This window comes from Streptomyces sp. AC602_WCS936 (genome assembly GCF_019049125.1).
Classification (GTDB): Bacteria; Actinomycetota; Actinomycetes; order Streptomycetales; family Streptomycetaceae; genus Streptomyces.
In genome coordinates, this window is the sequence record NZ_JAGMUF010000137.1 from 176,037 (window position 1) to 201,659 (window position 25,623).

Annotated in this window: 22 protein-coding genes; 11 read left to right on the plus strand and 11 right to left on the minus strand. The window is 71.7% G+C overall.

Annotated features, from left to right (window positions below):
- Window positions 1–139: 139 nt before the first annotated feature.
- Window positions 140–1,615, plus strand: coding sequence for a glycoside hydrolase family 43 protein (locus tag KUM03_RS37035; RefSeq protein WP_217254982.1), 1,476 nt, complete (start codon window positions 140–142; stop codon window positions 1,613–1,615).
- A 19-nt stretch (window positions 1,616–1,634) separates the two neighbouring features.
- Here the strand turns inward: KUM03_RS37035 and KUM03_RS37040 are convergent, their stop codons facing one another.
- Window positions 1,635–2,690: a LacI family DNA-binding transcriptional regulator gene (locus tag KUM03_RS37040; RefSeq protein ID WP_217254983.1), complete on the minus strand. Its 1,056-nt coding sequence runs from the start codon at window positions 2,688–2,690 to the stop codon at window positions 1,635–1,637.
- Between the two features lie 145 nt (window positions 2,691–2,835).
- Here KUM03_RS37040 and KUM03_RS37045 point away from each other — a divergent pair, with 145 nt between their 5' ends.
- The 4 genes from KUM03_RS37045 to KUM03_RS37060 all read left to right on the plus strand — a co-directional run bounded on the left by KUM03_RS37045 (window position 2,836) and on the right by KUM03_RS37060 (window position 7,978).
- Window positions 2,836–4,206 (plus strand): extracellular solute-binding protein, encoded by a 1,371-nt coding sequence (locus tag KUM03_RS37045; protein WP_217254985.1) that lies wholly within the window; start codon window positions 2,836–2,838, stop codon window positions 4,204–4,206.
- 21 nt (window positions 4,207–4,227) lie between these two features.
- On the plus strand, window positions 4,228–5,169 hold the full coding sequence (locus KUM03_RS37050) for a carbohydrate ABC transporter permease (protein ID WP_217255181.1): 942 nt from the start codon (window positions 4,228–4,230) through the stop codon (window positions 5,167–5,169).
- 2 nt (window positions 5,170–5,171) lie between these two features.
- Window positions 5,172–6,071 (plus strand): carbohydrate ABC transporter permease, encoded by a 900-nt coding sequence (locus tag KUM03_RS37055; protein WP_217254986.1) that lies wholly within the window; start codon window positions 5,172–5,174, stop codon window positions 6,069–6,071.
- A 68-nt stretch (window positions 6,072–6,139) separates the two neighbouring features.
- Complete coding sequence (locus tag KUM03_RS37060) at window positions 6,140–7,978, plus strand: glycoside hydrolase family 2 protein (protein ID WP_217254988.1); 1,839 nt, start codon at window positions 6,140–6,142, stop codon at window positions 7,976–7,978.
- Between the two features lie 52 nt (window positions 7,979–8,030).
- Here the strand turns inward: KUM03_RS37060 and KUM03_RS37065 are convergent, their stop codons facing one another.
- From KUM03_RS37065 to KUM03_RS37095, 7 genes are all read right to left on the minus strand, one after another.
- The gene (locus tag KUM03_RS37065; RefSeq protein ID WP_217254990.1) at window positions 8,031–8,969 is read right to left on the minus strand and encodes a TauD/TfdA family dioxygenase; all 939 of its coding nucleotides are present in this window, start codon (window positions 8,967–8,969) and stop codon (window positions 8,031–8,033) included.
- Window positions 8,970–9,247: 278 nt separating this feature from the next.
- Window positions 9,248–10,081, minus strand: coding sequence for a class II glutamine amidotransferase (locus KUM03_RS37070; RefSeq protein ID WP_217254991.1), 834 nt, complete (start codon window positions 10,079–10,081; stop codon window positions 9,248–9,250).
- Between the two features lie 28 nt (window positions 10,082–10,109).
- Window positions 10,110–11,588, minus strand: a complete 1,479-nt coding sequence (locus KUM03_RS37075; RefSeq protein ID WP_217254992.1) for a glutamate-cysteine ligase family protein — start codon at window positions 11,586–11,588, stop codon at window positions 10,110–10,112.
- Window positions 11,589–11,735: 147 nt separating this feature from the next.
- Entirely contained in the window at window positions 11,736–12,230 is a 495-nt protein-coding gene (locus KUM03_RS37080; protein WP_217254993.1) for a peptidylprolyl isomerase, read from the minus strand.
- Between the two features lie 49 nt (window positions 12,231–12,279).
- Window positions 12,280–13,278, minus strand: coding sequence for a type I glyceraldehyde-3-phosphate dehydrogenase (gene gap, locus KUM03_RS37085; protein ID WP_217254994.1), 999 nt, complete (start codon window positions 13,276–13,278; stop codon window positions 12,280–12,282).
- Window positions 13,279–13,391: 113 nt separating this feature from the next.
- The gene (locus KUM03_RS37090) at window positions 13,392–14,348 is read right to left on the minus strand and encodes a DJ-1/PfpI family protein (RefSeq protein ID WP_217254995.1); all 957 of its coding nucleotides are present in this window, start codon (window positions 14,346–14,348) and stop codon (window positions 13,392–13,394) included.
- 27 nt (window positions 14,349–14,375) lie between these two features.
- The gene (locus KUM03_RS37095; RefSeq protein WP_217254996.1) at window positions 14,376–15,248 is read right to left on the minus strand and encodes an SGNH/GDSL hydrolase family protein; all 873 of its coding nucleotides are present in this window, start codon (window positions 15,246–15,248) and stop codon (window positions 14,376–14,378) included.
- 193 nt (window positions 15,249–15,441) lie between these two features.
- Between KUM03_RS37095 and KUM03_RS37100 the strand changes: the two genes are divergently transcribed.
- The 4 genes from KUM03_RS37100 (at window position 15,442) to KUM03_RS37115 (ending at window position 20,275) form a co-directional block, all read left to right on the plus strand.
- On the plus strand, window positions 15,442–16,041 hold the full coding sequence (locus KUM03_RS37100) for a GNAT family N-acetyltransferase (protein ID WP_217254997.1): 600 nt from the start codon (window positions 15,442–15,444) through the stop codon (window positions 16,039–16,041).
- Window positions 16,042–16,143: 102 nt separating this feature from the next.
- Window positions 16,144–16,683 (plus strand): DUF4303 domain-containing protein, encoded by a 540-nt coding sequence (locus KUM03_RS37105; protein ID WP_217254999.1) that lies wholly within the window; start codon window positions 16,144–16,146, stop codon window positions 16,681–16,683.
- An 82-nt stretch (window positions 16,684–16,765) separates the two neighbouring features.
- Window positions 16,766–18,667, plus strand: coding sequence for a molecular chaperone HtpG (htpG, locus tag KUM03_RS37110; RefSeq protein WP_217255000.1), 1,902 nt, complete (start codon window positions 16,766–16,768; stop codon window positions 18,665–18,667).
- Between the two features lie 309 nt (window positions 18,668–18,976).
- Complete coding sequence (locus KUM03_RS37115; protein WP_217255002.1) at window positions 18,977–20,275, plus strand: YeeE/YedE family protein; 1,299 nt, start codon at window positions 18,977–18,979, stop codon at window positions 20,273–20,275.
- A gap of 49 nt (window positions 20,276–20,324) precedes the next feature.
- On the opposite strand, the gene KUM03_RS37120 is transcribed toward KUM03_RS37115, so the two are convergent.
- The 3 genes from KUM03_RS37120 to KUM03_RS37130 form a co-directional block, all read right to left on the minus strand.
- Window positions 20,325–20,909 carry a TetR/AcrR family transcriptional regulator gene (locus KUM03_RS37120; protein WP_217255003.1) on the minus strand — a complete coding sequence of 195 codons (585 nt, stop codon included), beginning with the start codon at window positions 20,907–20,909 and terminating at the stop codon, window positions 20,325–20,327.
- A 10-nt stretch (window positions 20,910–20,919) separates the two neighbouring features.
- Window positions 20,920–21,501 (minus strand): sugar O-acetyltransferase, encoded by a 582-nt coding sequence (locus KUM03_RS37125; protein WP_217255004.1) that lies wholly within the window; start codon window positions 21,499–21,501, stop codon window positions 20,920–20,922.
- A gap of 110 nt (window positions 21,502–21,611) precedes the next feature.
- On the minus strand, window positions 21,612–22,823 hold the full coding sequence (locus tag KUM03_RS37130) for an MFS transporter (RefSeq protein ID WP_217255005.1): 1,212 nt from the start codon (window positions 22,821–22,823) through the stop codon (window positions 21,612–21,614).
- 159 nt (window positions 22,824–22,982) lie between these two features.
- Between KUM03_RS37130 and KUM03_RS37135 the strand changes: the two genes are divergently transcribed.
- Together KUM03_RS37135 and KUM03_RS37140 are read left to right on the plus strand one after the other, a co-directional pair.
- Entirely contained in the window at window positions 22,983–24,191 is a 1,209-nt protein-coding gene (locus KUM03_RS37135; RefSeq protein WP_217255182.1) for a Cmx/CmrA family chloramphenicol efflux MFS transporter, read from the plus strand.
- A gap of 178 nt (window positions 24,192–24,369) precedes the next feature.
- Window positions 24,370–25,485, plus strand: a complete 1,116-nt coding sequence (locus KUM03_RS37140) for a winged helix DNA-binding domain-containing protein (protein WP_217255006.1) — start codon at window positions 24,370–24,372, stop codon at window positions 25,483–25,485.
- The last annotated feature ends 138 nt before the right edge of the window (window positions 25,486–25,623 follow it).

Genomic DNA, 25,623 nt, shown 5'->3' on the forward strand with positions numbered 1-25,623 from the left:
TAGTTTTCGCCAAACGGCACCGTCAAGGGGTCTGCGCTAAATGGAATACCATTTTTCGCCCTGTTGACAGGGGTGCGGGCCGTCCCTACCGTGACGCCCCGTCATTACATCGATGTAAAGCTGTGGAAAGGACCCCCACGTGCTTCCCAGCCCCTCTCGCCGCCCCCGCGCGCACATCGGCCTGCTGGCCGCCGCCCTCCTCGGGCTCCTCGTCGGCCTGCTGCCCGCGTTCACCGCCCCGGCCGCCGCGGACGACCCCTCGCCCGCCCCACGCACCACCGCGGCCGGCACGTTCCGCAACCCGCTCAACACCGGGCCCGACCCGTTCATGACGCACTGGAACGGGAACTACTACCTCACCGCCACCCAGGGCGACAGCATCCGCATGTGGCGCTCCCCGTCGCTGGCCACCCTGGCGACCGCCGACCCGGTCACCGTGTGGACGGACTCCGACCCGTCCCGCAACCGCAACATCTGGGCGCCGGAGTTCTACCGCTTCGGTGACCGCTGGTACCTGTACTACACGGCCGACGACGGCGTCGACGAGCACCACCGGCTGTACGTCCTGGAGTCGGAGGGCGACGACCCGGCCGGCCCGTACCACTTCAAGGCGAAGCTCGCCCCGCCCAACCACGCGGACGACTTCGCCATCGACGCGGGCATCCTCCAACTCGGTGGCCGCCTCTACCTCGCCTACAGCGGCATCAACCAGTACCAGCACAACGGCATCAACATCGCCCCGATGTCGAACCCGTACACCGTCTCCGGCGACGCCGTCGCCATCGACGCCGCCGGCGGCTGCCCCGAGGTGCGCGAAGGGCCGGAGTTCCTCTACCGAGGCGGGCGGGTCTGGATGACGTACTCCACCTGTGACACGGGCAAGCCCGACTACCAGGTCTGGATGATGTCGATGCCGCTGGACGCCGACCCGCTCGTACCGGGCAACTGGCACCAGCACCAGGGCCCGGTGTTCTCCCGGGCCGACGACCGGGGCGTGTTCGGGCCGGGCCACCACGCCTTCTTCAAGTCGCCGGACGGCACCGAGGACTGGATCGTCTACCACGCGAAGACCACGTCGGTGTACACCTACAGCAACCGCACGACGCGGGCCCAGAAGTTCACCTGGCGGGCCGACGGCAGCCCCGACTTCGGCCGCCCGCTCGCCATGGGCGCCACTCAGGACCTGCCCTCCGGCGACCCCGGGTCCGGCACCTACTGGATCAACGACGACGGCCGTTCCAGCGGCCCCGGCGGCGTCACCTACACCGGCGCCTGGAACTCCGGCACGGGCTGCGCCACGCAGTGCTTCTGGAGCGACGACCACTGGAGCGACCGGGCCGGGGCCACGGCGACCTTCACCTTCACCGGCACCCGCATCGCCCTGCTCTCCGTCAAGGACACCGGCAACGGCTACGCCGGTATCAGCGTCGACGGCGGGCCCGAGCAGCGGGTGGACTTCCACGGCCCGATCCGCGTCGGCGAGGCGGTGCAGTACGTCAGCCCCAGGCTGCCGTACGGCGAGCACACCCTGCGCGTCCGCGTGACGGGGGAGCGCAACTCCCAGTCCGGGGCGTCCTTCGTGAGCGTCGACCGCGCCGAGGTCTACGTGAACTGACGCGTCCGGCGACGGGCCGTCAGCGCCGGTCGTGGCCCTCCGTGCTCTCCCGCAGGACGAGCCGGTGGGCCACGATGCGGTCCTGGGGCGACGGCACGCCGGACTCCGCGCCCTCGCTCACGCCCTCCGGTCCGGTCGCCTCCTCGATGCGGTGCTGGAGCAGCTGCACCGCGACCTTGGCCACCGCCGCCTTGTCGGGCGCCACCGTGCTCAGCGTCGGCACGGAGTACCGCCCGCCCTCCACGTCGTCGAAGCCGATGACCGCGACGTCCTCGGGCACCCTGATCCCGTGCTCGTGCAGGGCGCGCAACGCCCCGAGCGCGAGCTGGTCGTTGAGGCAGAGCAGTGCGTCCGGCCGCGGACCCGCCCCGAGCGCCCGTGCCACCGCCTCGGCACCGTCGGGCATCCGGAACGACTCGACCGGCAGCAGGGCGCCCGGGTCGTAGGCGATGCCCGCCTCGGCCAGGGCCGCACGGTACCCGCGGGTGCGGGCCTGAGCCGTGCCGAGACCCGGGTCGTCGCGCCCGCCCACCGCGAGGACGGTGCGGCGGCCCAGTCCGATCAGGTGGCTCGTGGCCTCGTGCGCGGCCCGCTCGTTGTCGATCGCCACGTGGTCGGCGCCCTCCTCCAGCAGCTCCCCGAGCAGCACGGTGGGCGGGGCGCCGGCGCGGTCGCGCAGGTCGTCGGCGGTCAGGGCGAGCGGGCTCAGGATGATCCCGTCCACGAACGTGGAGCCGAAACCGGCCAGCGCCGCCAGCTCATGGGCGCGGTCCGCCCCGGACTGGTGGATCAGGACGGTCAGGGAGCACTTCTCGGCCTCCCGGACGACGTGCCGGGCCAGCTCCGCGAAGTACGGGATGTCCAGCTCGGGCACGACCAGCGCGATGATGCCGGTGCGGCCCTTGCGCAGGTGACGGCCGGCCAGGTTCACCCGGTAGCCGAGGTGTTCTATGGCCTCCCGCACCACACGTCTGGTCCGGTCGGAGACATGGGCGTAGTCGTTGATGACATTGGACACCGTCTTCTCCGACACGCCCGCGTGACGTGCGACGTCCTTGATCCTGGGCCGTGCCACCGAGACCTCCCTGCCTCCTCGCGCTGCCCGAGTCTATGTCCCGGCAGTCGATCACCCCCAACCCGGGCGCCGCCTCTTTACAGCCAATGTACATCGATGTAAAAACTAGCCACCGCATGAGCGTCCGGCCGTCGAAAGGTCCGTGATGAGTTCCCGTTTGCCTGCCCAGGGGGCGGCCGCGTCCGATCCCGTACGTCGCATCGGCCGCCGTCGGCTGCTGCGTCACACCATGGCCGCGGCGGGAGGCCTGCTCGCCGCCGGCCCGCTGTCCGGCTGCGCCTCACCGGCCTCCGCCTCCGGCGCCTCCGCGCTGAGCGTCTGGGACCTGTTCCAGGGCGGCGACGGCATGCTGATGGACGAGATGATCGAGGCCGTGTCCAAGGGCGCCCAGGGCACCGAGGGCTTCGAGGTGGACCGTACGATCCTCGACTGGGGACCGTCGTACTACACCAAGCTCGCCATGTCCGCCGCCGGCGGTCGGGCCTCCGACGTGGCCGCCATGCACCTGTCCCGGCTCGCGGGGTACGCGCCCGGCGGCCTGGTGGACCCCTTCGACCTGGACCTGCTCGCCGAGTTCGGCGTCACGGCCGAGGACTTCACGCCGGCCGTGTGGTCGCGCACCCGGCACGAGGGGACCGTCTACGCGATCCCGCTGGACGTCCACCCCTTCATCGTGTTCTACGACAAGCAGGCCGCGGAGAAGGCGGGACTGCTGACCTCCTCCGGCGAGCTGGCCCCCATGGGCTCGCCCGAGGCCCTGCTGGAGGCGGGCAGGGCCCTCGCCGAGGCGACCGGGGAGGCGGGCATCCTGTTCGGCCACGTCACCGACACCGCACAGAACTGGCGCCTGTTCGCCGGGCTCTACGCGCAGACCGGCGCCGAGTTCGCCCTGCCGGACGGCGGTCCCCCGAAGATCGACGTGGACGCCGCCGTACGCGTCGTGACCCTCATGACGCGGCTCTTCGACGGGAGGACCAACCCCAACAACCTGGACTACAACGGCGCGCTGGCCGCGTTCACCAGTGGCCGCGGCGGCATGGCGATGCTCGGCGAGTGGGAGCTGCCGACCCTGAAGAAGTCCGACATCGACCTGGGCGCCGCGCCCTTCCCGCAGGTCTTCGACGAGCCGGCCGTCTACACCGACAGCCACAGCTTCGTCCTCCCGCACCAGGACGACCCCGACCCGGACCGGCGGCGCGAGGCCCACCGGTACGTCGCGCAGATACTCAAGCAGAGCCTCACCTGGGCGAGCGCCGGACACATCCCCGCGTACCAGCCCGTCCTCGCGGAGCCGGAGTACGCGGCGCTCGACCCGCAGTCCTCGTACGCGGACGCCGCGAAGGTGGCCGTGCTCGATCCGCCCAACTGGTTCGCCGGTGCCGGTTCGAACTTCCAGAACCGCATGTGCCAGCCGCTCCAGTCGGCGCTGCTGGGCAACACGAGTGCCGAGAAGGCGGTGCGGCAGATGGTCCGCGAGGCGGACACGCTGCTGCGGCAGCCCAACCCGGTGGCCTGACCAGGAGAAGGAGTGACCGACGTGACCACCACCGCACCCCTCGGCACCGAGGAGCAGACCGGCTCGCCCGCCGACCCCGCGGGCGGACGCCGTACCGCCCCGCGCCGCACGCGCTCCGGCAACGGGCTCGTGTTCGTCCTGCCGTTCCTGCTGGTGTTCGGCCTCTTCATGGTGTGGCCGATCGTGCAGGGGCTCTGGATGAGCCTCACCGACAGCTCCCTCGCCCTGCGCGACACGAACTTCGTCGGCTTCGACAACTACACGGAGGCGTTCGGCGATCCGGACGTCTGGAGCAGCCTCGGCAACACCGTCTTCTTCACCGTGGTCTCCAGCGTCCCGCTCGTGCTGGTCGCGCTCGTGATGGCCCTGCTGGTGCACAGCGGACTCGCCGGGCAGTGGGCGTGGCGCCTGTCGTTCTTCGCCCCCTACCTGCTGCCCGTGACCGTCGTCACCATGATCTGGACCTGGCTCTACCAGCCGGAACTGGGCATGGCCAACCAGCTCCTGACCACACTCGGCATGGAACCGGTCGGCTGGCTGTCCGACGAGTCCGTCGCCATGTGGTCCGTCGCGGCCCTCACCGTCTGGTGGACGGTCGGCTTCAACTTCCTCCTGTACCTCGCGGCGCTCCAGTCCCTGCCCACGACCTTCGACGAGGCCGCCGCACTCGACGGGGCCGGAGCCTGGCGCCGCCTGTGGTCCATCACCCTGCCGCAACTGCGCAGGACCACCGGCCTGGTGGCCATGCTCCAGATCCTGGCCTCCCTCAAGGTCTTCGACCAGATCTACATCCTCACCAAGGGCGGACCCAACGGCTCCACCCGCCCCGTCCTCGAGTACGTCTACGACGTCGGCTTCACCGGCTACCGCCTCGGCTACGCCTCCGCCATCTCGTACCTCTTCTTCGCCCTGATCGTCGTCGTCTCGCTCGTGCAGCTCCGCCTCTTCCGCCGGGAGGACTGACCGTGTCCGCAACCGCCACCACTTTCCGAGCCCGGCGCCGTCCACCCAGAGAAGCGGCCGGTTCACCCCTGCTCCTCGGCCACGGCCGACTGCCCCGCGTCCTGGCCGGCACCGCGCTCGTCGTCCTCGCCGCCGTGTGGCTGCTGCCGTTCGTGTGGGCGGTCATCACCTCGGTGCAGAGCGAGGAGGACATCAACACCACCGGGCTGTCCCCGTTCAAGGGGGCCTTCACCCTCGACGCCTACCAGCAGATACTGGAACGCGGGAACGTCACCGTCTGGGCCTTCAACAGCTTCCTGATCTCCGCCCTGGTCACACTGATCACCGTCGCCGTCTCCACCCTGGCCGCGTACGGCTTCTCGCGCGGCACCTTCCGCGGCCGCCGGGCGCTGCTCGGCGTCACCGTCGCCGCCATCATGGTTCCGCCGCAGCTGCTGGTCGTGCCGCTGTTCGACCAGATGACCCTGTTCAACATGGTCGACACCTACGCGGCGGTCATCCTGCCGCAGGTCGTCGCGCCGATCATGGTCTTCATCCTCAAGCGCTTCTTCGACGCCGTCCCCAAGGAACTGGAGGAGGCGGCCCGGATCGACGGCGCCTCCGAGTTCCGGGTGTTCCGGTCGATCGTGCTGCCGCTGTCGCGGCCGATCGTGGCGGCCGTGGCGATCTTCGTCTTCATCGGCGCCTGGAACAACTTCATGTGGCCCTTCATCGTCACCAACGACACCGACCTGATGACCCTCCCGGTGGGCCTGGCCACCGTCAAGGACGCCTACGGCATCCAGTACGCGCAGTCCATGGCCTCCGCGCTGCTCGCGGCACTGCCGCTGATCGTGGTCTTCCTCCTCTTCCAGCGCCGCATCGTCAACTCCGTGGCCACCACCGGCCTCGGCGGCTCCTGACCCTCACCCCGGCTGTACCCACGGGTCCGGCGCGTCCCGCGCCGGCCCACCGATCGACTGGAGCATGTGTGCCCACTCACTCCGCCCCGCGCCCGGAGTACCCGCGTCCGGAGTACCCGCGTCCGCAGTTCGTGCGCCGCGACTGGCTCAACCTGAACGGCGCCTGGCAGTTCGAGACCGACCGAGGCGACAGCGGACTCGAACGCGGCCTCCTGGAGCGCGAACTGACCGGCGAGATCCTGGTCCCCTTCCCGCCCGAGTCCGAGCTGTCCGGCATCGGCGACACCGACTTCCTGGAGGCCGTCTGGTACCGGCGCGTCCTCACCCTGCCCGCGGCTTGGGCCGGGCGCCGGGTGCTGCTGCACTTCGGCGCCGTCGACCACGACACCACCGTGTGGGCCGACGGCAAGGAGGTCGCCCGGCACCGCGGCGGCTTCACGCCCTTCACCGCCGACCTCGGGGACATCGCCGGGGCGGGGGAGGAGGTCGTCATCACCGTCCGCGCCCGCGACCCCAGGTCCGGCCCGCAGGCCCGCGGCAAGCAGGCCGTCCAGTACGCCAACCACGACTGCAACTACACCCGGGTCACCGGCATCTGGCAGACCGTCTGGCTGGAGCCCGTCCCCGACCCGCACCTGCGCCGCCCTCGCATCACCCCCGACCTGGCCGGCTCCGCCTTCCACGTGGAGCTGCCCCTGTCCGGCAACCGGCCCGGCCACCGGGTACGCGCCGTCCTCAGCGACGCCGACGGCGAGGTGAGCCGCGCCGAGGCACGCGCCGACCTGGACCTCGCCCCGCGCCTGCACCTGCCGGTGCCCGATGGCCGGCGCCGCGAGTGGTGCCCCGAGGACCCGCACCTGTACGACCTGCGCCTCGAACTCCTCGACGCCGCCGGACAGGTCGTCGACAGCGCGGAGAGCTACGCCGGTCTGCGCGCCGTCGGCCTGCGCGGCAAGGCCGTCCTCCTCAACGGCCGCCCGGTCTTCCAGCGCCTCGTCCTCGACCAGGGCTGGTACCCGGACGGGCTGATGACCGCCCCCACCGACGAGGCACTGGTGCGGGACATCGAGCTGGCCATGGCGGCCGGCTTCAACGGGGCCCGGCTGCACCAGAAGGTCTTCGAGGAGCGCTTCCTCTACCACGCCGACCGCCTCGGCTACCTGGTCTGGGGCGAGTTCGGCGACTGGGGCTGCGAAACCGGCGGCTCCTCGGGCGACAACCAGCGGCCCGACGCCTCCTACGTCGCCCAGTGGCTGGAGGCCCTCGAACGCGACTACTCGCACCCCTCGATCATCGGCTGGTGCCCGCTCAACGAGACCTACCAGAAGCTCCACGACCGCATCACCACCCTGGACGACGTGGCCCGCGCGATGTTCCTCGCCACCAAGGCCATGGACACCACCCGCCCGGTCATCGACGCCTCCGGCTACGCCCACCGCGTCCCCGAGACCGACATCTACGACGCCCACAACTACGAGCAGGACCCGGCCGCCTTCCGGCAACTCATGTCCGGCCTCGCCAAGGACGCCCCCTTCGTAAACGCCTACGACAACGGCGCCCCCTACTCCCAGCCGTACCGCGGCCAGCCCTACTTCGTCAGCGAGTTCGGCGGCATCTGGTGGGACCCGGAGGCGGCGGCCGACCGGTCCGGCGAGGACCGCACCGTCTCCTGGGGCTACGGCGAACGCGTCCGCAACGAGGAGGAGTTCCACGAGCGGTTCGCCGGACTCACCGAAGTACTCCTGTCGGACCGCGACATGTTCGGCTACTGCTACACGCAGCTGACCGACGTCTTCCAGGAGCAGAACGGCGTCTACCGCTTCGACCGCGGCGCCAAGCTCGACGTCGAGCGCATCCGTGCCGCACAGCTTCGCCCGGCCGCCATCGAGGAGCAGGACCCGTCCTAGGGGGCCCCGGGCCGGAGGCGTACCGCCGCCTCCGGCCCGCGTGCGCGGCGGGTCAGAAGGGACGGTCGCCCTCGATGGCGACGCGTTCCGCGACCCGGCGCTCCGAGCCGTAGTCGCCCACGGCGTAGTGCTGCGTGGCCCGGTTGTCCCAGAAGGCGACGTCGCCGGGCTGCCAGCGGAAGCGGACCTGGTACTCGGGCACGTGCGCCTGCTGGAACAGGAAGCGCAGCAGCCGGTCGCTCTCGTCCCGGTCCATGCCGGTGATGCGGGTGGTGAAGGAGGTGTTGACGAACAGCATGCGCCGCCCGGTCTCCGGGTGCATGCGCACGACGGGGTGCTCCACGGGCGGGAAGAGGTCCTGGTGCGGGGCCAGCCGCTCGGGCCCGTAGAACCTCGCGAAACCGGGGATGAAGTCGTGCACGGCGCGGGCGCCGTCGATGCGGTCCTTCACCTCTTGGGGGAGGTTGTCGTAGGCGGCGGCCATGTCCGCCCACATCGTGTCCCCGCCGAACGGCGGCACCTCGCGCAACTGGAGCACCGCGCCGAGCGCGGGCCGCTCGCGGAAGGTGACGTCGGTGTGCCAGACGTTCTCGTACGTCGGAACGGCGCCGTCGCCCTTGTCGAACCGCACGACGTCGTCGCTGGTACCGGCGGCGAGCAGCGGATTGGTCTCCAGCTCGCCCCAGTTGCCCGCGAACACGCGCTGCTGCCCGGAGGTGAGGTGCTGGGAGCGGAAGAACAGCACCTTCCACTCCAGCAGGGCGCGGTTCAACTCCTCGCGCAGCGCGGGAGTGAGGGGGCGTGACAGGTCGACGCCCCTGAGCTCGGCCCCGATGGTACGGGCCTGCGGAACGACCTCGAAGTGTTCGTAAGGCCGCTCCTCCCACCCCTCGGGCAGTCGGCGCAGCACGCGCCGCCCCTCGTACAGGCCGTCGGCGGGGATACGCGCTTCGCGCAGTTCGACGGTGGGTCCGGCAGACATGACGGTCATGGGAATCCTCCCCATTCATGGTGATACGGGTGCGTGTGGTGATACGGGTACGGGCCATGGCGGCACCACGTCGAGGCGTGATGGCCAGGAAGAAAAGAAGGTGCTCCGTGCTGCTCGCCGGAGAGCGGGACTCAACCCGGGGACGGCCGGTTATCGGCCGGAACGCTCACATCCGGTGCGCTCGGGCACGCGAAGACACTCCGCCGTGGTGCCGAGCCGGTATGTGGTCATGGCACCGATTGTGTGATCTTCACCCGCCGCTGTCAATGGGGCGGTGGTCACGCCGGCAGCGGAGTGAAGGGCCGCAGGGCGTCCCCCTCGGGCTGCACGACCCCGTAACTGCCCTCCGGCACCTTGTTCCAGACGCCCGGCAGGTCACCCAGCGGCTCCGACACGATCAGCCGGGCGTCGTCGGATGCCTCCTGGAGGAACGGCAGCCCGGGGTGCAGCGCCCGCAGGCTCTCCACCCGGCTGCTGTAGTAGAGCGACCGGCTCTGGGCCTGGCTGGAGTAGCGGAAGGCCCACAACCGCAGTCCGTCGGTCACGGCGACCGTCATCTGCAGCGGGAACTCCACATCGTGCTCGTGGCCGATCTCCTCCACCAGCCCCGCCATCCGCGCCACGGCCGTCGGAGGGTCGTCCTCCAGACCGAGGGTGAGTGCCAGGTAGAACATCATCTCCGAGTCCGTCGAGCCCTCGATGTCCAGGAAGAGCCGCGGATCGACGGCCAGGGCGAGGTCCCGGCGCAGCCGGTGGAACTCGGCGATCGCGCCGTTGTGCATCCACATCCAGCGGCCGTGGCGGAAGGGATGGCAATTGGTCTGCTGCACCGCGCTGCCCGTCGAGGCCCGGATGTGCGCGAAGAACAGGGGCGAGCGGACATGGCTCGCGATCTCCCGCAGATTGCGGTTGCTCCACGCCGGACCGATCTCCCGGACGATCGCGGGCGTCGTCATCTCCGGCCCGAACCAGCCCACGCCGAACCCGTCCCCGTTCGTCGTCTCGACACCCATGCGGGCGTGCAGACTCTGGTCGATGAGCGAGTGCTCGGGCTGGTAGAGGAGCGTCTCCAGCAGCACGGGCGTTCCCGAGTAGGCGAGCCATCGGCACATCGTCCGCAGCCTCCCTGGTCTTGGGACGTCAGTCGACCGGCCAGGTGTGGACCGGGGCGTTCAGGTGCATGTAGTCCATGTACTGCCGCGTCATACGGCGCAGTGCCTCGTGGCGGCCGGGACGGGCGGTCGCGTCGATGTGGTGGAACATCTCCTTCTGCCAGACCGCGCCGTTGCGGCCGGTGACGCACCGCTGCTCGATGATGCCCAGCAGCGGCTCCCGCCAGGCCGAGTCCATGCCGGACAGCTCCAGTCCCCGGTGCGCCAGCGGCAGCAGCCGCCGGAGCACGAGCTCGGGCACGGTCACCTCGCCCACGCCCGGCCAGTACAGCCGGGCCTCGATGCCGTGCCGTGCCGCGGTGTGCAGGTTGTCCTCGGCGACCGAGAAGGACATCCGCGACCACACCGGCCGCTCCTCCTCCACCAGGGCGCGGGTGAGCCCGTAGTAGAAGGCGCCGTTGGCGAGGGTGTCGGCGACGGTCGGGCCGGCGGGCAGCACGCGGTTCTCCACGCGCACGTGGGGTTTGTCGTGGGCGACGGCGTAGACGGGACGGTTCCAGCGGTAGATGGTGCCGTTGTGGAGGGTGAGTTCGCCCAGCTCCGGGATGTCTCCCCGGTCCAGGGTCTCCGCCGGGTCCTGCTCGTCGCACAGGGGAAGCAGGGCCGGGAAGTAGCGCAGGTTCTCCTCGAAGAGGTCGAAGACGCTGTTGATCCACCGCTCCCCGAACCAGACCCGGGGCCGCACTCCCTGCGCCTTGATCTCCTGCGGGCGGGTGTCGGTGGCCTGCTCGAACAGCGGGATACGGCTCTCGTGCCACAGCTCCTTGCCGAGCAGGAAGGGCGAGTTGGCCGCGAGGGCGACCTGGACGCCGGCGATGGCCTGGGCCGCGTTCCAGTAGTCGGGGAACTCCTCGGGGGCCACCTGGAGGTGGAACTGGGTGCTGGTGCAGGCGGCCTCCGGCGTGATCGTGTCCGCGTAGGTCCGCAGCCGGTCCACGCCGTCGACCTCGATGTGCAGGTCCTCGCCCCGGGCCGCGAACACCTGGTCGTTGAGCAGCCGGTAGCGCGGGTTCTCCGAGAGGGCGGCCTCGCCGACGTCCGACTGGCGCAGGGTGGGCAGGATGCCGACCATGATCAGGCGCGCGCCGACGGACTCGGCGCGGTCGTCCGCGTGGTTCAGGGCCGCGCGGATCTCGGTCTCCCAGGCGTCGGGGCCGCCCGCCGTCAGCGCGCGCGGCGGGATGTTGATCTCCAGGTTGAACCGGCCCAGCTCGGTGGACCAGGCGGGGTCCGCGATCGCCTCCAGCGCGTCGCTGTTGCGCATCGCGGGCTCGGCCCCGTCGTCGACCAGGTTCAGCTCGATCTCGAGACCCACCTGAGGGCGCTCGGTCTCGAACCGGGACTCGCGCAGCATCTGCGCGAAGGCCTCGAGGCACTCCTGCATCTTGATCCGATACCGGCGGCGGTCCTCGCGGGTGAAGACCAGCGCCGGGACGTCCCGTCCCATCGGCCCTCCCGGTTGCCTCGCTCGGACGCCTCTCCACCCCAGCGTCGCACCACCCGGCGCACCCCACCAGACGGAACGGGAGCGGGGCCCACCGCAACGTGTGCGGTGGGCCCCGTCGGGATCAGTCCTCGTACGGCCGGTCGGCGCTCAGAGCTTGCCGGACTCCCGGATCGTGACCTTCGCGGAGGTACGGCCCGACTGCGAGCCGTAGCCCTCGATCTTGTCGACCACGTCCGTGCCCTCGACGACCTTGCCGAAGACGACGTGCTTGCCGTCCAGCCACGGGGTGACGACCGTGGTGACGAAGAACTGCGAGCCGTTGGTGTTCGGGCCCGCGTTCGCCATGGAGAGCAGGTACGGCTCGGTGTGCTTCAGCTGGAAGTTCTCGTCCGCGAACTTCTCGCCGTAGATGCTCTTGCCGCCGGTGCCGTCGCCCCGGGTGAAGTCACCGCCCTGGAGCATGAACTGCGGGATCACGCGGTGGAACGAGGAGCCCGCGTAGCCGAAGCCGTGCTCGCCGGTGGCCAGCTCGAGGAAGTTCTTCGCGGTCTTGGGGGTGACGTCCTCGAAGAGCTCGAAGACGATACGGCCCTCGTCCTTGCCGTCGATGTCGATGTCGAAGTAAACCTTGGAATTGCTCATCGCACCATTGTGACCCGAGGGCCCCGGTGATGCCGAACCGGCTTCCCGTTCAGCGTGTGGCGAGCAGTTCCAGGGTGTCGATCACGCGGTTCGAGAAGCCCCACTCGTTGTCGTACCAGGCGACCACCTTGACGTGCCGGCCGTCGACGCGGGTGAGCGCCGAGTCGAAGATCGACGAGGCCGGGTTGCCGGTGATGTCCGAGGAGACCAGCGGGTCCTCCGAGTACTCCAGGACCCCGGCGAGCGGCCCCTCGGCGGCACTCCGGTAGGCGGCCAGCACGTCCTCGCGGGTCACGTCGCGGGCGACCGTCGTGTTCAGCTCGACGATGGATCCCACCGGCACCGGCACGCGGATCGAGTCGCCCGACAGCTTGCCGTCGAGGTTCGGCAGCACCAGGCCGATCGCCTTGGCGGCGCCCGTCGTGGTCGGCACGATGTTGACCCCGGCGGCGCGGGCGCGGCGCGGGTCGCGGTGCGGGCCGTCCTGGAGGTTCTGCTCCTGGGTGTACGCGTGCACCGTCGTCATGAAGCCGTGCTCGATGCCGGCCAGCTCGTCGAGTACCGAGGCCAGCGGCGCGAGGGCGTTGGTGGTGCAGGACGCGTTCGAGACGACCGTGTGCGCGGCGGGGTCGTAGGCGTCGGTGTTCACACCGTAGGCGAGGGTGACGTCGGCACCCGCCGAGGGCGCGCCGACCAGGACCTTCTTCGCGCCGGCGGTGAGGTGGGCGCGGGCGGCCTCGGCCGAGGTGAAGCGGCCGGTCGCCTCCAGCACGAGGTCGACGCCCAGCTCGGCCCAGGGCAGCCGGGCCGGCTCGCGCTCGGCGAGCACCCGGATGCGGCGCCCGTCGACGACGAGGGCGTCCCCGTCGACGGTCACCGGACGGCCCAGCCGCCCCGCCGTGGTGTCGAAGGCGAGGAGCCGGGCGAGGGTGGCGGGCTCGGTGAGGTCGTTGACGGCGACGACCTCGAGCTTGGTGTCGCGTTCGAGCAGCGCGCGCAGCACGTTGCGTCCGATGCGTCCGAAGCCGTTGATGCCGATGCGAGTCATGAGAGTGCCCTTCCGGTTCGCCGTGCGGTGCGATTCCAGGTTCGCGCGCGGTGTCCGCCCGGAGCAGCGGCGTGAGTGCCATGGTTCGCAAGGATCACGCCAAGGGACCGCGACTACTCCCCCTGAGTGAAGGTGCGCCGGTACTCGCTCGGGGTGGTGCCCAGGATGCGCTGGAAGTGCAGCCGCAGGTTCGCGCCGGTGCCGAGGCCGACGTCGGCGGCGATCTGCTCGACGCCGCGCTCCGAGCGTTCGAGCAGCTCGCGGGCCATGTCGACGCGGGCGCGCATCACCCACTGCATCGGCGTGTAGCCCGTGTCCTCGACGAAGCGCCGGGAGAAGGTGCGCGCCGACACGGCCGCGTGCCGGGCGAGCGCTTCCAGCGTCAGCGGCTCGTCCAGCCGGCGCAGGGCCCACTCGCGGGTCGCGGCGAACCGCTCGCCCAGCGGCTCGGGCACGCTGCGCGGCACGTACTGCGCCTGACCGCCGCTGCGGTAGGGCGCGGCGACCAGGCGCCTGGCCGCGTGGTTGGAGGCGGCCACCCCGAGGTCGCCGCGCAGGATGTGCAGGCACAGGTCGATGCCGGAGGCGGCACCGGCGGAGGTCAGCACGCTGCCCTCGTCCACGAACAGCACGTTCTCGTCGACCCGGACGCGGGGGTGCTTGCGCGCGAGCGCCCGGGTGTAGTGCCAGTGCGTGGTGGCCCGCCTGCCGTCGAGCAGCCCGGTGGCGGCGAGCGCGAAGGCGCCCGTGGAGATGGCGGCGAGCCGCGCGCCCCGGTCGTGGGCCGCCGTCAGCGCGTCGACGACGGTCCGTGGCGGGTCCTCGACGTCCGGCGCCCGGTAACCGGGGAGGAAGACCACGTCGGCCCACGCCAGCGCGTCCAGGCCGTGGGCGACGTGGTACGAGAGCCCGTCACCGCCGGTCACCAGGCCGGGCGCCGCCCCGCACACCCGTACCTCGTACGGCATGCTCGCGCGCGTCGTGAACACCTGCGCCGGAATGCCGACGTCGAGCGGTTTGGCCCCCTCGAGCACGAGGACGGCGACACGGCGCAGGCGGGAGGACGGCACGGCACGAGCGTACGCGGTGACGCGGCGTCAGCTCAGTCCGAGCACCTCCATGGTGTGCTCCGCCATGCGCCGCTCCCCGAGAGCATTGGGGTGGACGGGGACGAGGCTGTGACCGAACAGCAGCGGTTCGATCCAGCGGGTGCCGGCGGACTGGCAGGCGTCATGGCCCTCGGACACCCCGGAGAAGTCCACGAAGGTCACGCCGGTCTCCTCGGCGGCGCGTTCGACGGCGTCGTTGAGGCTCGCCTGGATGTCCCGCAGGTAGGGCACGTCACCGGCGGCGACCGGCAGCTTCAGGAAGCAGGACGGGTCGGCGGTGGCCGGCATGATCCACGGGTAACCCAGGGCCGCCACCCGGGCGTTCGGCGCCTCGGCGCGGACGGTGCGCAGCGCGGCCTTGAGGGCGGGGTAGGTGCTGGACTCGATCTCGTCCTCGAAGGACGTGCCGTGTCTGTCCTTGCAGGGGCTGCCCTTGCCGCCGCTGAGGATTCCGGCGGTGCCGCAGGCCGTGATGGCGTTGATGAACGTGTTGTTGTCGTTGCCGCCGATGGTCAGGGTCACCAGGTCCGTGTCGGTGCTCAGCGCGTCGACCTGGGGGGCGACGCCGGGGTACTGCGACTGGGTGAAGTGGGAGGTCTGGGCGGCGCCGCAGGTCACGTCCTCCAGGTCGGCGCCCGTCTCGGCGGCGATGACGTGGGGGTAGTTCGCCGTGGAGCGCAGGCAGAGCAGGTTGGTGGGGTCGACGGGCAGGACGCCCGAGCCGGCGCTGTAACTGTCGCCGAGGGCGACGTAGTCCAGGGAGGGCGTGGCGTGGGCGGTGGCGTCGGTGAGACCGAGGGCCAGGGTGCCGACCGCAGCGACTGTCGCGGTCATGACACGGCGAAGGGCATGCTTGGGCATGGACTCTCGCTTCCCGTGAGGGGGTGGGGCGTGGGGTTACCAGTCGGTTCTACTTTTAAGTAATGTGCGGGTGCGCTGACTTGTAGTCAACGTTGTTGACAGAACTTCTTACGGTGAGTCTTCGGCGTGTCTGAGACCGGTTCGGTGGAAATGACATTGCCCCACCGTCGTCACGTGTGATCAGGATGAGTCCATGCCCGCCCCCGCTTCCCCTGTGCGCCCCGCGACACCCGAGGACGTACCCGCCGCCGTGCGGACCCTGGCCCGCGCCTTCGCGGACTACCCCTTCACCCGCCACGTCGTCGCGGCCGACGGCCACCCGGAGCGGGTCCGCCGTTTCCAGGAACTGTTCCTGACCCGGGTCGCCATGGAGTACGGCCGTGCCTGGGTCACCGACGACCGCCGAGCCGTCGCCGCCTGGACGACTCCGGAGCGGGACCCGGGGCCCGCCTTCGCCGAAGTGGGGCCGCTGGTCGGCGACCTCGCGGGCGACCGGGCGGCGGCCCTCGAGTCCGCCGAGCGGGCGCTGGCGCCGCACCGTCCCACCGACCCGGTGTGGTTCCTCGCCACCGTGGGGGTGGACCCGGACGCCCAGGGCGCGGGTCTCGGCACCGCCGTGCTCCGTCCCGGCCTGGAGGCGGCCGAGCGCGCGGGGTTCCCCGCCTTCCTGGAGACGTCGGACGAGGGCAACGTACGGTTCTACGCCCGCCTCGGCTTCGAGGTGACGGCGGAGGTGACCCTTCCGGACGGCGGCCCCCAGACCTGGTGCATGCGTCGGGACCCGGGCCGCTGAGGGGGCAGGGGGCGCCGTGCGGTGTGCCCGGTCCCGCTGTCGGTGCCCGCCGCTATGCTCGCCGAGCCCCGCACCACCCGCCCGACGCCCGGAGCCGACGCTGTGATCCCGACCGAGACCGACCTGGCCGACGCCGTCCACCGCGCCGCCCGCGCCGCCTTCCTGGACCTGTTCCGGGAACACCCCGGCCACCGCTTCTACTACTGCGTGCTGGTCACCTCCGGCGAGGCGTACGGGCCGGCGCTGTCCGCGTGGTCCGAACAGGCCCTCGCCGAGGAGGCGGCCCGGCAGGGCTGCGCGCCGTCGGCCATCAAGTGGTCGTACGCCGACTCCCCGTTCTGCTGCCACGGTGAACGGCACCTGGAGCCGGTGCGGCCGCTCTTCGACGCGCGGGGCGAACTCTTCGACCTGCCCGACGACGAAGTGGACGCGGAGTTCGAGCTGAGACTGCGGGCGATGGAGACGGCCATGGCCCGGCTCGACGCGGAGGGGCTCTTCGGCACGGGCACCGACCGGCACTCCGTTCTCATCAACGTCGAGGTGCCCTCCGAGGCGGGCGACGAAGAGCGGGCGCTGCGCCTGAACCCGCCCGAGGCCCTGACCGACTGGCTGACGGAAGCGGCGGCGCCCGCCGACGTCTGAGGGGCGCCGGCGGCGGCCCGCGCTGTTCTAGAGTTGTCCCGCCAGTGCAGACGACCGTGGACCTGTGAGGTACTCACCAGCCATGCCGACCGAAACGTTTGAGTTCCAGGTAGAGGCGCGTCAGCTGCTGCAGCTGATGATTCACTCCGTCTACTCGAACAAGGACGTGTTCCTGCGCGAGCTCGTCTCCAACGCCTCAGACGCGCTCGACAAGCTCCGCCTCGCCGCCCTGCGGGACGACCTGCCCGACGCCGACGTGTCCGACCTCCACATCGAGCTGGAGGTCGACAAGGAGGCCCGCACCCTCACCGTGCGGGACAACGGCATCGGGATGTCCTACGACGAGGTCACCCGGCTCATCGGCACCATCGCCAACTCGGGCACGGCCAAGTTCCTCGAGGAACTGCGGGAGGCCGAGGACGCCGCCGGGGCCGACGGGCTCATCGGCCAGTTCGGCGTGGGCTTCTACTCCGGCTTCATGGTGGCGGACGAGGTCACCCTGGTGACCCGGCACGCCGGCGAGACCCAGGGCACCCGCTGGACGTCCCGCGGCGAGGGCACCTACACCCTGGAGACGGTCGACGAGGCGCCGCAGGGCACCTCCGTCACCCTCCACCTCAAGCCGGCGGACTCCGAGAACCAGCTCCACGACTACACCTCCACCTGGAAGATCAAGGAGATCGTCAAGCGGTACTCGGACTTCATCACCTGGCCGGTCCGGCTGCTGCCCGGACGGGGCGAGGACGGCGCCGAGTCCGGCGAGGCCGAGACGCTCAACTCGATGAAGGCCCTGTGGGCGCGTCCGCGCGACGAGGTGTCCGACGACGAGTACCACGAGCTGTACAAGCACATCGCGCACGACTGGCGCGAGCCGCTGGAGACGATCCGGCTCCAGGCGGAGGGCACCTTCGAGTACCAGGCCCTGCTCTTCGTGCCCTCGCACGCCCCGCACGACCTGTTCACCCAGGGCTACCAGCGCGGCGTCCAGCTCTACGTGAAGCGCGTCTTCATCATGGACGACTGCGAGGAACTGCTCCCGCCCTACCTGCGCTTCGTCAAGGGCGTCGTCGACGCCCAGGACCTCTCGCTCAACGTCTCCCGCGAGATCCTCCAGCAGGACCGGCACATCCGCATGATCCAGCGCCGCCTGACCAAGAAGGTCCTGGCCACGGTCAAGGACCTGAGGACGTCCGCGCCGGAGCGCTACGCCACGTTCTGGCGGGAGTTCGGCCCGGTCCTCAAGGAGGGGCTGGTCACCGACTCCGAGAACCGGGACGCGATCCTCGCCGCCTCCTCCTTCGCGACCACTCACGACGCCGACGAGCCGACCACGCTCCAGGCCTACGTGGAGCGGATGAAGGACGGCCAGAAGGACATCTGGTTCATGACGGGTGAGTCCCGTCGCGCCATCGAGGACTCCCCGCACATGGAGGCCTTCCGCGCCAAGGGCGTCGAGGTCCTGCTGCTCACCGACGCCGTCGACGAGGTCTGGGTCGACGCGGTGGGGGAGTACGAGGGCAAGGCGCTGCGCTCGGTGGCCAAGGGTGAGATCGACCTCGACGACGACCGGGCGGAGAAGTCCGACGCCGAGAAGGAGCAGCAGGGCGAGGAGTACGCGGACCTGCTCGGCTGGATGACGGAGCACCTGGCCGAGGACGTCAAGGAGGTCCGTCTCTCCTCCCGCCTCACGGTCTCACCGGCCTGTGTCGTCTCCGACGCGAACGAGCTGACGCCCGCCCTGGAGAACATGTACCGGGCGATGGGCCAGGAGGTTCCGCACGCCAAGCGCATCCTCGAACTGAACCCCGAGCACCAGCTGGTGAAGTCGCTGAACCGCGCCTGCACCGAGCAGCAGGACCGGACGGAGCTCACCGAGACCGCCGACCTGCTCCACGCCCTGGCGGTACTCGCCGAGGGCGGCCGGCCCAAGGAGCCGGCCCGGTTCGTGAAGCTGGTGGCGGACCGCCTGGAGCGCACGCTCTAGCCGGTCGTCCGGGGCACTCGGCCGGACCGGGGAAGCAGGCGCGTGCCGCGGCGGGAAGCCGCGCGGCACGCGCCTGTCCGTTTCGCCATCCGCATGGCGAGACGGCGTGGCATACGGAGCCTCCCACTCCGTATATTCGCACGCATGTATGCATCGGCTCCGCTGCTGTGCCTCGCGCTCTTCGCGAACTCGGCGTGGTGCGTCGACGACGGCCTCTGTCGCCGCTGAACCCGCACCGGCGGCGCGACACCCGCGCCGCCGGTCCGCCCAGCCCGCCGCCGTCCCCGTGCACCCCACCGGAGATCTTCCGTGACCACCGCACCCCCGGCCGGGTCCGCCCCGGCCGCGCCGCCGCGCGCGCCCGCGGCCCTGTTCGCCCCCTCTCCCACCTCCTCGGCCCGGCCCGAGGCCCCGCCCCTGCCCCCGGTACGGCGGACGCCGCTCGTGGTGTCCGCCCTGCTCGCCGCCGCCCTCACCGCGTACGTGTGGGCGGCGCACGGCGCCAGGCCGGGCGTCCTCCTCCTGCTCGGCCTCGGCCTGGGCGTCGCCCTCTTCCACTCCCGGTTCGGCTTCACCTCCGCGTGGCGGCAGCTGGTCGCCGTCGGCAACGGCACCGGGCTGCGGGCCCACGCACTGCTGCTCGGCACCACGGCCACCTTGTTCGCGCTGGTCATCGGCACGGAGACCGGGCTGTTCGGAGCCCAGCCGGCTCCCTCCGCCGGGACCATCGGCGTCGGTCTGTTCGCCGGCTCGGCGCTCTTCGCGATCGGCATGCAGCTCGGCGGCGCCTGCGCGTCGGGCACCCTCTTCGCCGTCGGCTCGGGACAGACGTCGATCGTGCTGACCCTCGGCGGGTTCATCGCGGGCGCCACCCTCGCGGCCTGGCAGTTCGACCTGTGGAAGGACCTCCCGGCCTGGGACCCGGTGGTCCTGTCCGACCACATCGGCTGGTTCGGTTCGTGGGCCGTGACCATCGCGGCGCTGCTGCTCGTGGTCCTCGTCTCACGACGCGTCCAGGTCCGCCGCAACCCGCCGCCCCTCGGTTCGGTGCCCTCGGCGCGCGGCGCGGCCGTCCGGGCCCTGCGCGGCTCCTGGCCGCTGGCCGCCGGCGCCCTGGCACTCGCCCTGCTCGGCGCGGGAGTCCTCCTGGTGTCCGGCGGGGCCTGGGGCGTGACGAGCGCCTTCAGTCTCTGGGGTTCGGAGCTGGTGGGCGCGCTCGGCGGCCACCCGGAGAACTGGACGTGGTGGCAGCGGCCCGGCAACTCCGAGATGCTGGCCGGCCCGGTCCTCGCCGACAAGACCAGCCTCACCGACATCGGCATCATGATCGGCGCCGCTCTCGCCGCGGCGCTCGGCGGCACCTGGGCCCTGCACCGGGGCATCGCCTGGCGTACGGCGGTGGCGGCGGTGCTCGGCGGTGTCCTGATGGGCGTCGGCGCGCGACTGGCCGGCGGCTGCAACATCGGGGCCTATCTCGCCGGCATCGCCTCGGGCAGCCTCAGCGGCTGGCTGTGGGCGGCCTTCGCGCTGGCCGGCACCTGGGTCGGCCTCAAGCTGCGTCCCCTGTTCGGCCTGGGCAACCCGAAGCCCGGCGACGGCGTCTGCTGAGTGGGGATGCCCGTGCGGCACAGGGGTCAGGCCTGTGCCGCACGGGCGGCTAGGGGGTGCCCGCGCCCGTGCCCGCGCCAGGGGTGTTCCGGTCCGTGGCGGTGACGCGGGCGATGGCCTCCACGGTGAGCGCCCGGCCGTGCGGCTCCCGCGCGAGCGCGCGGTGCAGCGTCAGGCCCTCGATGAGGGCATCGAGCTGGCGGGCCGTCTCCGGGTCGAAGTGCTTCTCCAGGTGGACGCGGCTGCGGCGCATCCACTCGTGCGTGAGCTCCCGGTAGGCCGGCTGCCGCGCGGCGAGGGTGTACAGCTCCTGCGTGAGCACCAGGTCCCGCTGGCTCTCCTCGGACAGCGAGTGCACGAGGTCGGCCACCGCCGTCCGGGCCTGGTCGCGGTCGGCCGCGGCGCCCAGACGGGCGTCGAACACGGCGACGATGTGGTCGGTGAAACGGCCGAACGCCTCCCGCAGCAGCTGGTCCATGCCGCTGAAGTGGTAGGTCATCGAGCCCAGGGGGACGCCGGCGCGCGCGGCGATCCTCCGGTGGGAGACGCGTGCGATGCCCTCGTCCGCGATCAGGTCGAGCGTGGCGTCGAGGATGCGCTCGCGCCGCCGCGGATCAGTGTGTCCGGTTGCCATGGGAGGAGACTTACACCTTCCGCACCGGCCGGGCTGGGTTGCCGACCGCGATGACGCCCGAGGGGACGTCCTTCGTGACGACCGCGCCGGCGCCGATCACGGAGTCGTCGCCGATCGTCACGCCGGGCAGGACGATGGCGCCGCCGCCCAGCCAGACGTTGTCGCCGATGGTGATGGGCCGGGCCGCCTCCAGCTTGTCGCGCCGGGGCCCGGGCTCCAGGGGGTGGGTGGGCGTGAGGAGCTGGACGTTCGGTCCGATCTGGCAGTCCTCGCCGATCGTGACGGCCGCGACGTCCAGTGCCGTCAGGTTGTAGTTGACGAAGGTGCGCGCACCGATCGTGATGTTGCTGCCGTAGTCGACGTACAGCGGTGGCCGCACCTGGGCATCCGCACCGAGGGAGCCGAGCAGTTCCGCCAGAATCGGCCGTGCGGCCTCGGCGTCCTCCGCGTAGGCGGCCTGGTAGCGGGCGGCCAGCCGCACGGCCTGCTGCTGCCTGCGGGCGATCTCGGGGTCGTCGGCGATGTAGAGGTCGCCCGCCTGCATGCGTTCGAGATTCGAGCGGGGGTCGTCCGCGAAGTGGTCGGTCGGCATGCGCACGATCCTACCCGTCGAAGCGTACGAACGTACACTCTTCGCTCGCTGAGTCGCTGAGTCGCTGAGTCGCTGAGTCGCTGAGTCGCTGAGTCGCCGTACCGCCCGTCTCAGCCTCGGCGGGGTCGCAGCACGCCGGCGAGCAGCAGCACGATGACTCCGGCGAGCGGCACCACAAGCAGCCCCGCCCGCAGGCTCGTCGCGTCGGCGACCAGGCCCACCACCGGCGGGGAGAGCAGGAAGCCCAGCCGCATGAGCCACGAGACGATGGTCAGCCCCGATCCGGGCTTGAGGCCGGGCAGCTCGTCCGCCTCGTGCATCGCCGCCGGCACCAGGGTCGCCACCCCGAACCCCGCCGCGGCGAACCCGAGGATCGTCCCGGGCACCGTGGGCACCGCCAGCGCCAGGCCCATGCCCACGGCGGCGATCAGGGCACCGGAGCGGGCCACCGCGCGCTGCCCGAACCGGTCCGTGAGCCGGTCGCCGATGAGCCGGCCCACGAACTGGGCCCCGACCAGGGCGACGTAGCCGGAGGCGGCCAGCGCCACCGACGCGTGCAGGGAATCGGAGAGGTAGAGCGTCGCCCAGGAGCTGCCCGCGTCCTCGACGAGCGTGCCGGCCGTGGCGATCAGCACGAGCGCGGCGAGCACGTAGCCCGTCCGCGCACCCGGCACCGGAAGCGCGCCCCGTGCCGGCCGGGCGTGGTCCTCCGCCGTGTCCTCCCCGGACGTCGCGTTGTCGGGACCGGGCAGGCAGAACCGCAGGGCGACGCAGGCCGCGACCGCGAACAGCACGGCCGAGAACAGCAAGTGCGGACCCCGGGGGATGTCCAGCGCGATCGCGCCGGCGGCCATGGACCCTCCGGTGACGGCACCGATGGACCAGATGGCGTGGAAGGAGTTGATGATGGAACGTCCGTAACGGCGCTGCACCCGCAGCGCATGGGCGTTCTGCGCCACGTCGGTGACCGCGTCCGCAGCTCCGGCCAGGAGCAGCGCGCCCGCGAACAGCGCCACCGAGCCGCCCAGGCCGGCGGCGAGGATCCCCGCGCCGGTCACCAGGGTGCCGCCGACCGCCACCCGCGCCGAGCCGAACCGGCGGACGAGGGCACCGGCCGCGAGCCCGGCCGCGATGGCGCCCGCCGGGAACGCCGCCACGGCCAGCCCGTAGGCGGCGTTCCCGATGCCGAGGTCCGCCTTGATCTGGGGGTACCTCGGCAGGAGGTTGGCGAACAGGGCCCCGTTGGTGAAGAACAGCACGGCGACGGCCACGCGGGCCCGCCGCTCGCCCAGGGCCGGCCGGCGCAGTACGTCAACAGTCATGCGCCGGAGCCTACAACCGTAAGCGTACGAACGTACACTCGTCCGCCGCCGGCCCCGCGGCCGCATGGTGAGACGGGTCCCGCGGCGGGAATGGCGGGAAGCGGATCTTCGTTGGCACCTGTCATGCCCGCTTCTTCCCCACGGCCCGCGGCACCTCGCATGCCGCTCGCCGTCTACATCCTCGGCCTCTCCGTCTTCGCGCTCGGTACCAGCGAGTTCATGCTCTCCGGTCTGTTGCCGCCCATCGCCGACGACATGGACGTGTCCATCCCGCAGGCCGGGTTGCTGATATCGGCGTTCGCGATCGGCATGGTGGTCGGCGCGCCGCTGCTCGCGGTCGCGACGCTGCGGCTGCCGCGCAAGACCACACTGATCGCGCTGATCTCGGTGTTCGGCCTCGGCCAGGTCGCGGGCGCGCTGGCGACGACGTACGAGGTCCTGTTCGTCTCACGGGTCGTCAGTGCCCTCGCGTGCGCCGGTTTCTGGGCGGTCGGCGCCGCCGTCGCCATCGCGATGGTGCCGAAGACCTCGCGGGCCCGGGCGATGGCCGTGATGATCGGCGGACTGTCGATCGCCAACGTCCTCGGCGTCCCGGCGGGCGCGTTCCTCGGCGAGCACCTCGGCTGGCGGTCCGCGTTCTGGGCGGTGGGCGCGGCGTCCGCCGTCGCGCTCGTCGGGGTGGTGACCTTGATCCCGCGCATCCCGCTGCCCGAGCAGCGGGCCCGGCTGAAGGGCGAGCTGGCGATCTACCGCGACCGCCAGGTCTGGCTGTCCGTCGGCCTGACCGCGCTCGCGGCCGGCGGCGTGTTCTGTGCCTTCTCCTACCTCGCCCCGCTGCTCACCGACGTGGCCGGTCTGGCCGACGGCTGGGTGCCGACCGTGCTGGCGCTGTTCGGTCTCGGCGCGCTGATCGGCACGACGATCGGCGGCCGGGTCGCCGATGCCCACCTGTTTGGCGTGCTGCTCTCCGGCATCGCCGCGTCCACCGTGTTCCTGGCCGCACTGGCGCTGTTCGCGTCGAGCCCCGCCGTCGTGATCGCCCTGTCCCTGCTGCTCGGGGTCTCCGCCTTCTACACGGCGCCGGCCCTCAACGCCCGCATGTTCAACGTCGCGGGTGCCGCGCCCACCCTCGCGGGCGCGACGACGACCGCGGCGTTCAACCTGGGCAACACCGGCGGCCCCTGGCTCGGCGGCACGGTGATCGACGCGGGTCTCGGCTACGCCGCCACCGCCTGGGCGGGAGCCGGGATGACCCTGGCCGCGATCGTCCTCGTCGCGGTGTCGCTGCGGTTGCACAGCCGGTCCCGGATCGTGATGGGAGCCATGGCCGCCGAGCCCGCGGGCGTGGAGTCCGGCCGGCCGGTCTGACCTTGCGCGCGGGTGGGCGAGCGTCACGCGGCGGTGCCGGCACGAGTTGCGGCGGATTGCGGTCACCACTTGCGGCGCATAGCGGTCACCACCTGACCGCTGTCCCTGCCACGGTGGGAACCGCCGGACCGGGCAGTGCCCGCTGCCGGACCCCACCGAGGAAGACAGGACGCAAACAGTGAGCCGCCACCTCCATGTTCTCGACGCCCGCGCGCTGAACCGCGCCACACTGGCCCGGCAACTGCTGCTCGACCGGGCCGACCTCCCGGTACCGGACGCCGTCGCACACCTCGGTGGCGTGCAGGCACAGGAGCCGCAGGAACCGTTCGTCGGGCTCTGGTCGAGGCTGCGCGCCTTCGAACCGGCCGCGCTCTCGGACCGGCTGACGGGCCGGCAGCTGGTGCGGACCCACCTCATGCGCCGGACCGTCCACCTCGTCACCGCCGACGACGTCCTGGCCTGGCGCTCCCGGCACGACGCCATGCTGCGCCAGAAGGTCCTCGGCGTCTACCGCCGCGAGCTGCGAGGAGTGGACCTCGGCGAACTCGCCGCGGCGGGACGGGAGGTGATGGCCGACGGCGAGCCCCGTTCGATGGGCGAGCTGGCGCGGGCGCTCGCCGGACGCTGGCCGGCCCCGGGGCCACGGGCCCTGGGGGAGATGCTGGCCGCCGCCCTGATCCCGATGGCGCAGCTGCCGCCGCGCGGATTGTGGCGCACCAAGGCGGGCGCACGCTACCTGCCGCTCTCCCGCTGGGTGGGCCGGGAGATCGATCCGCCGGCGCCGCACGGCTCCGACCCGGTCGGCCAGGCACTGGTACGGCGCTACCTCGCGGCGTTCGGCCCCGCCGCCTCGGCGGACCTGCGCGCCTGGTGCGGCCTCGCCGGACTGCCCGCGGCCGTCGCCGCCGTCCGCGAGGAGCTGGTCGCCTTCCGCGACGAGCGGGGCCGGGAACTGCTGGACCTGCCCGACGCGCCACGGCCCGATCCCGGCACCCCCGCACCTGTGCGGTTCCTGCCGGCGTTCGACAACGCGGTCCTCGGCTACCACGACCGGGGCAGAATCATCGACGACGCCCACCGCGGACTGTCGGTCGCAGGCGCCCGTGTGGTCCTGGTCGACGGCCGGGTCGCCGCGACCTGGAGCGTCGAGGCGGAGACGGTGACCGTCACCCCGCTGCGCCGCCTCTCCGGGGCCGACCGCACGGCCGTCGCCGAGGAAGGGCGGGCTCTGGCGTCCTTCCTCTCCGACCAGGACAGCGACCGGGTGCGGGTCACCGCGCCCCTCGGCGAGTGACGGGGACGGACACTGGTTCCACGTTGGAACAAATGCGGCGTACACCCATCCTCGGGATCTACACCCCGAGGAGAGGGGGACGGGGGCGCGCTACACCCAATGCAGTACGCCGGTCCAGCCCCAGGGGCGGATCAAATG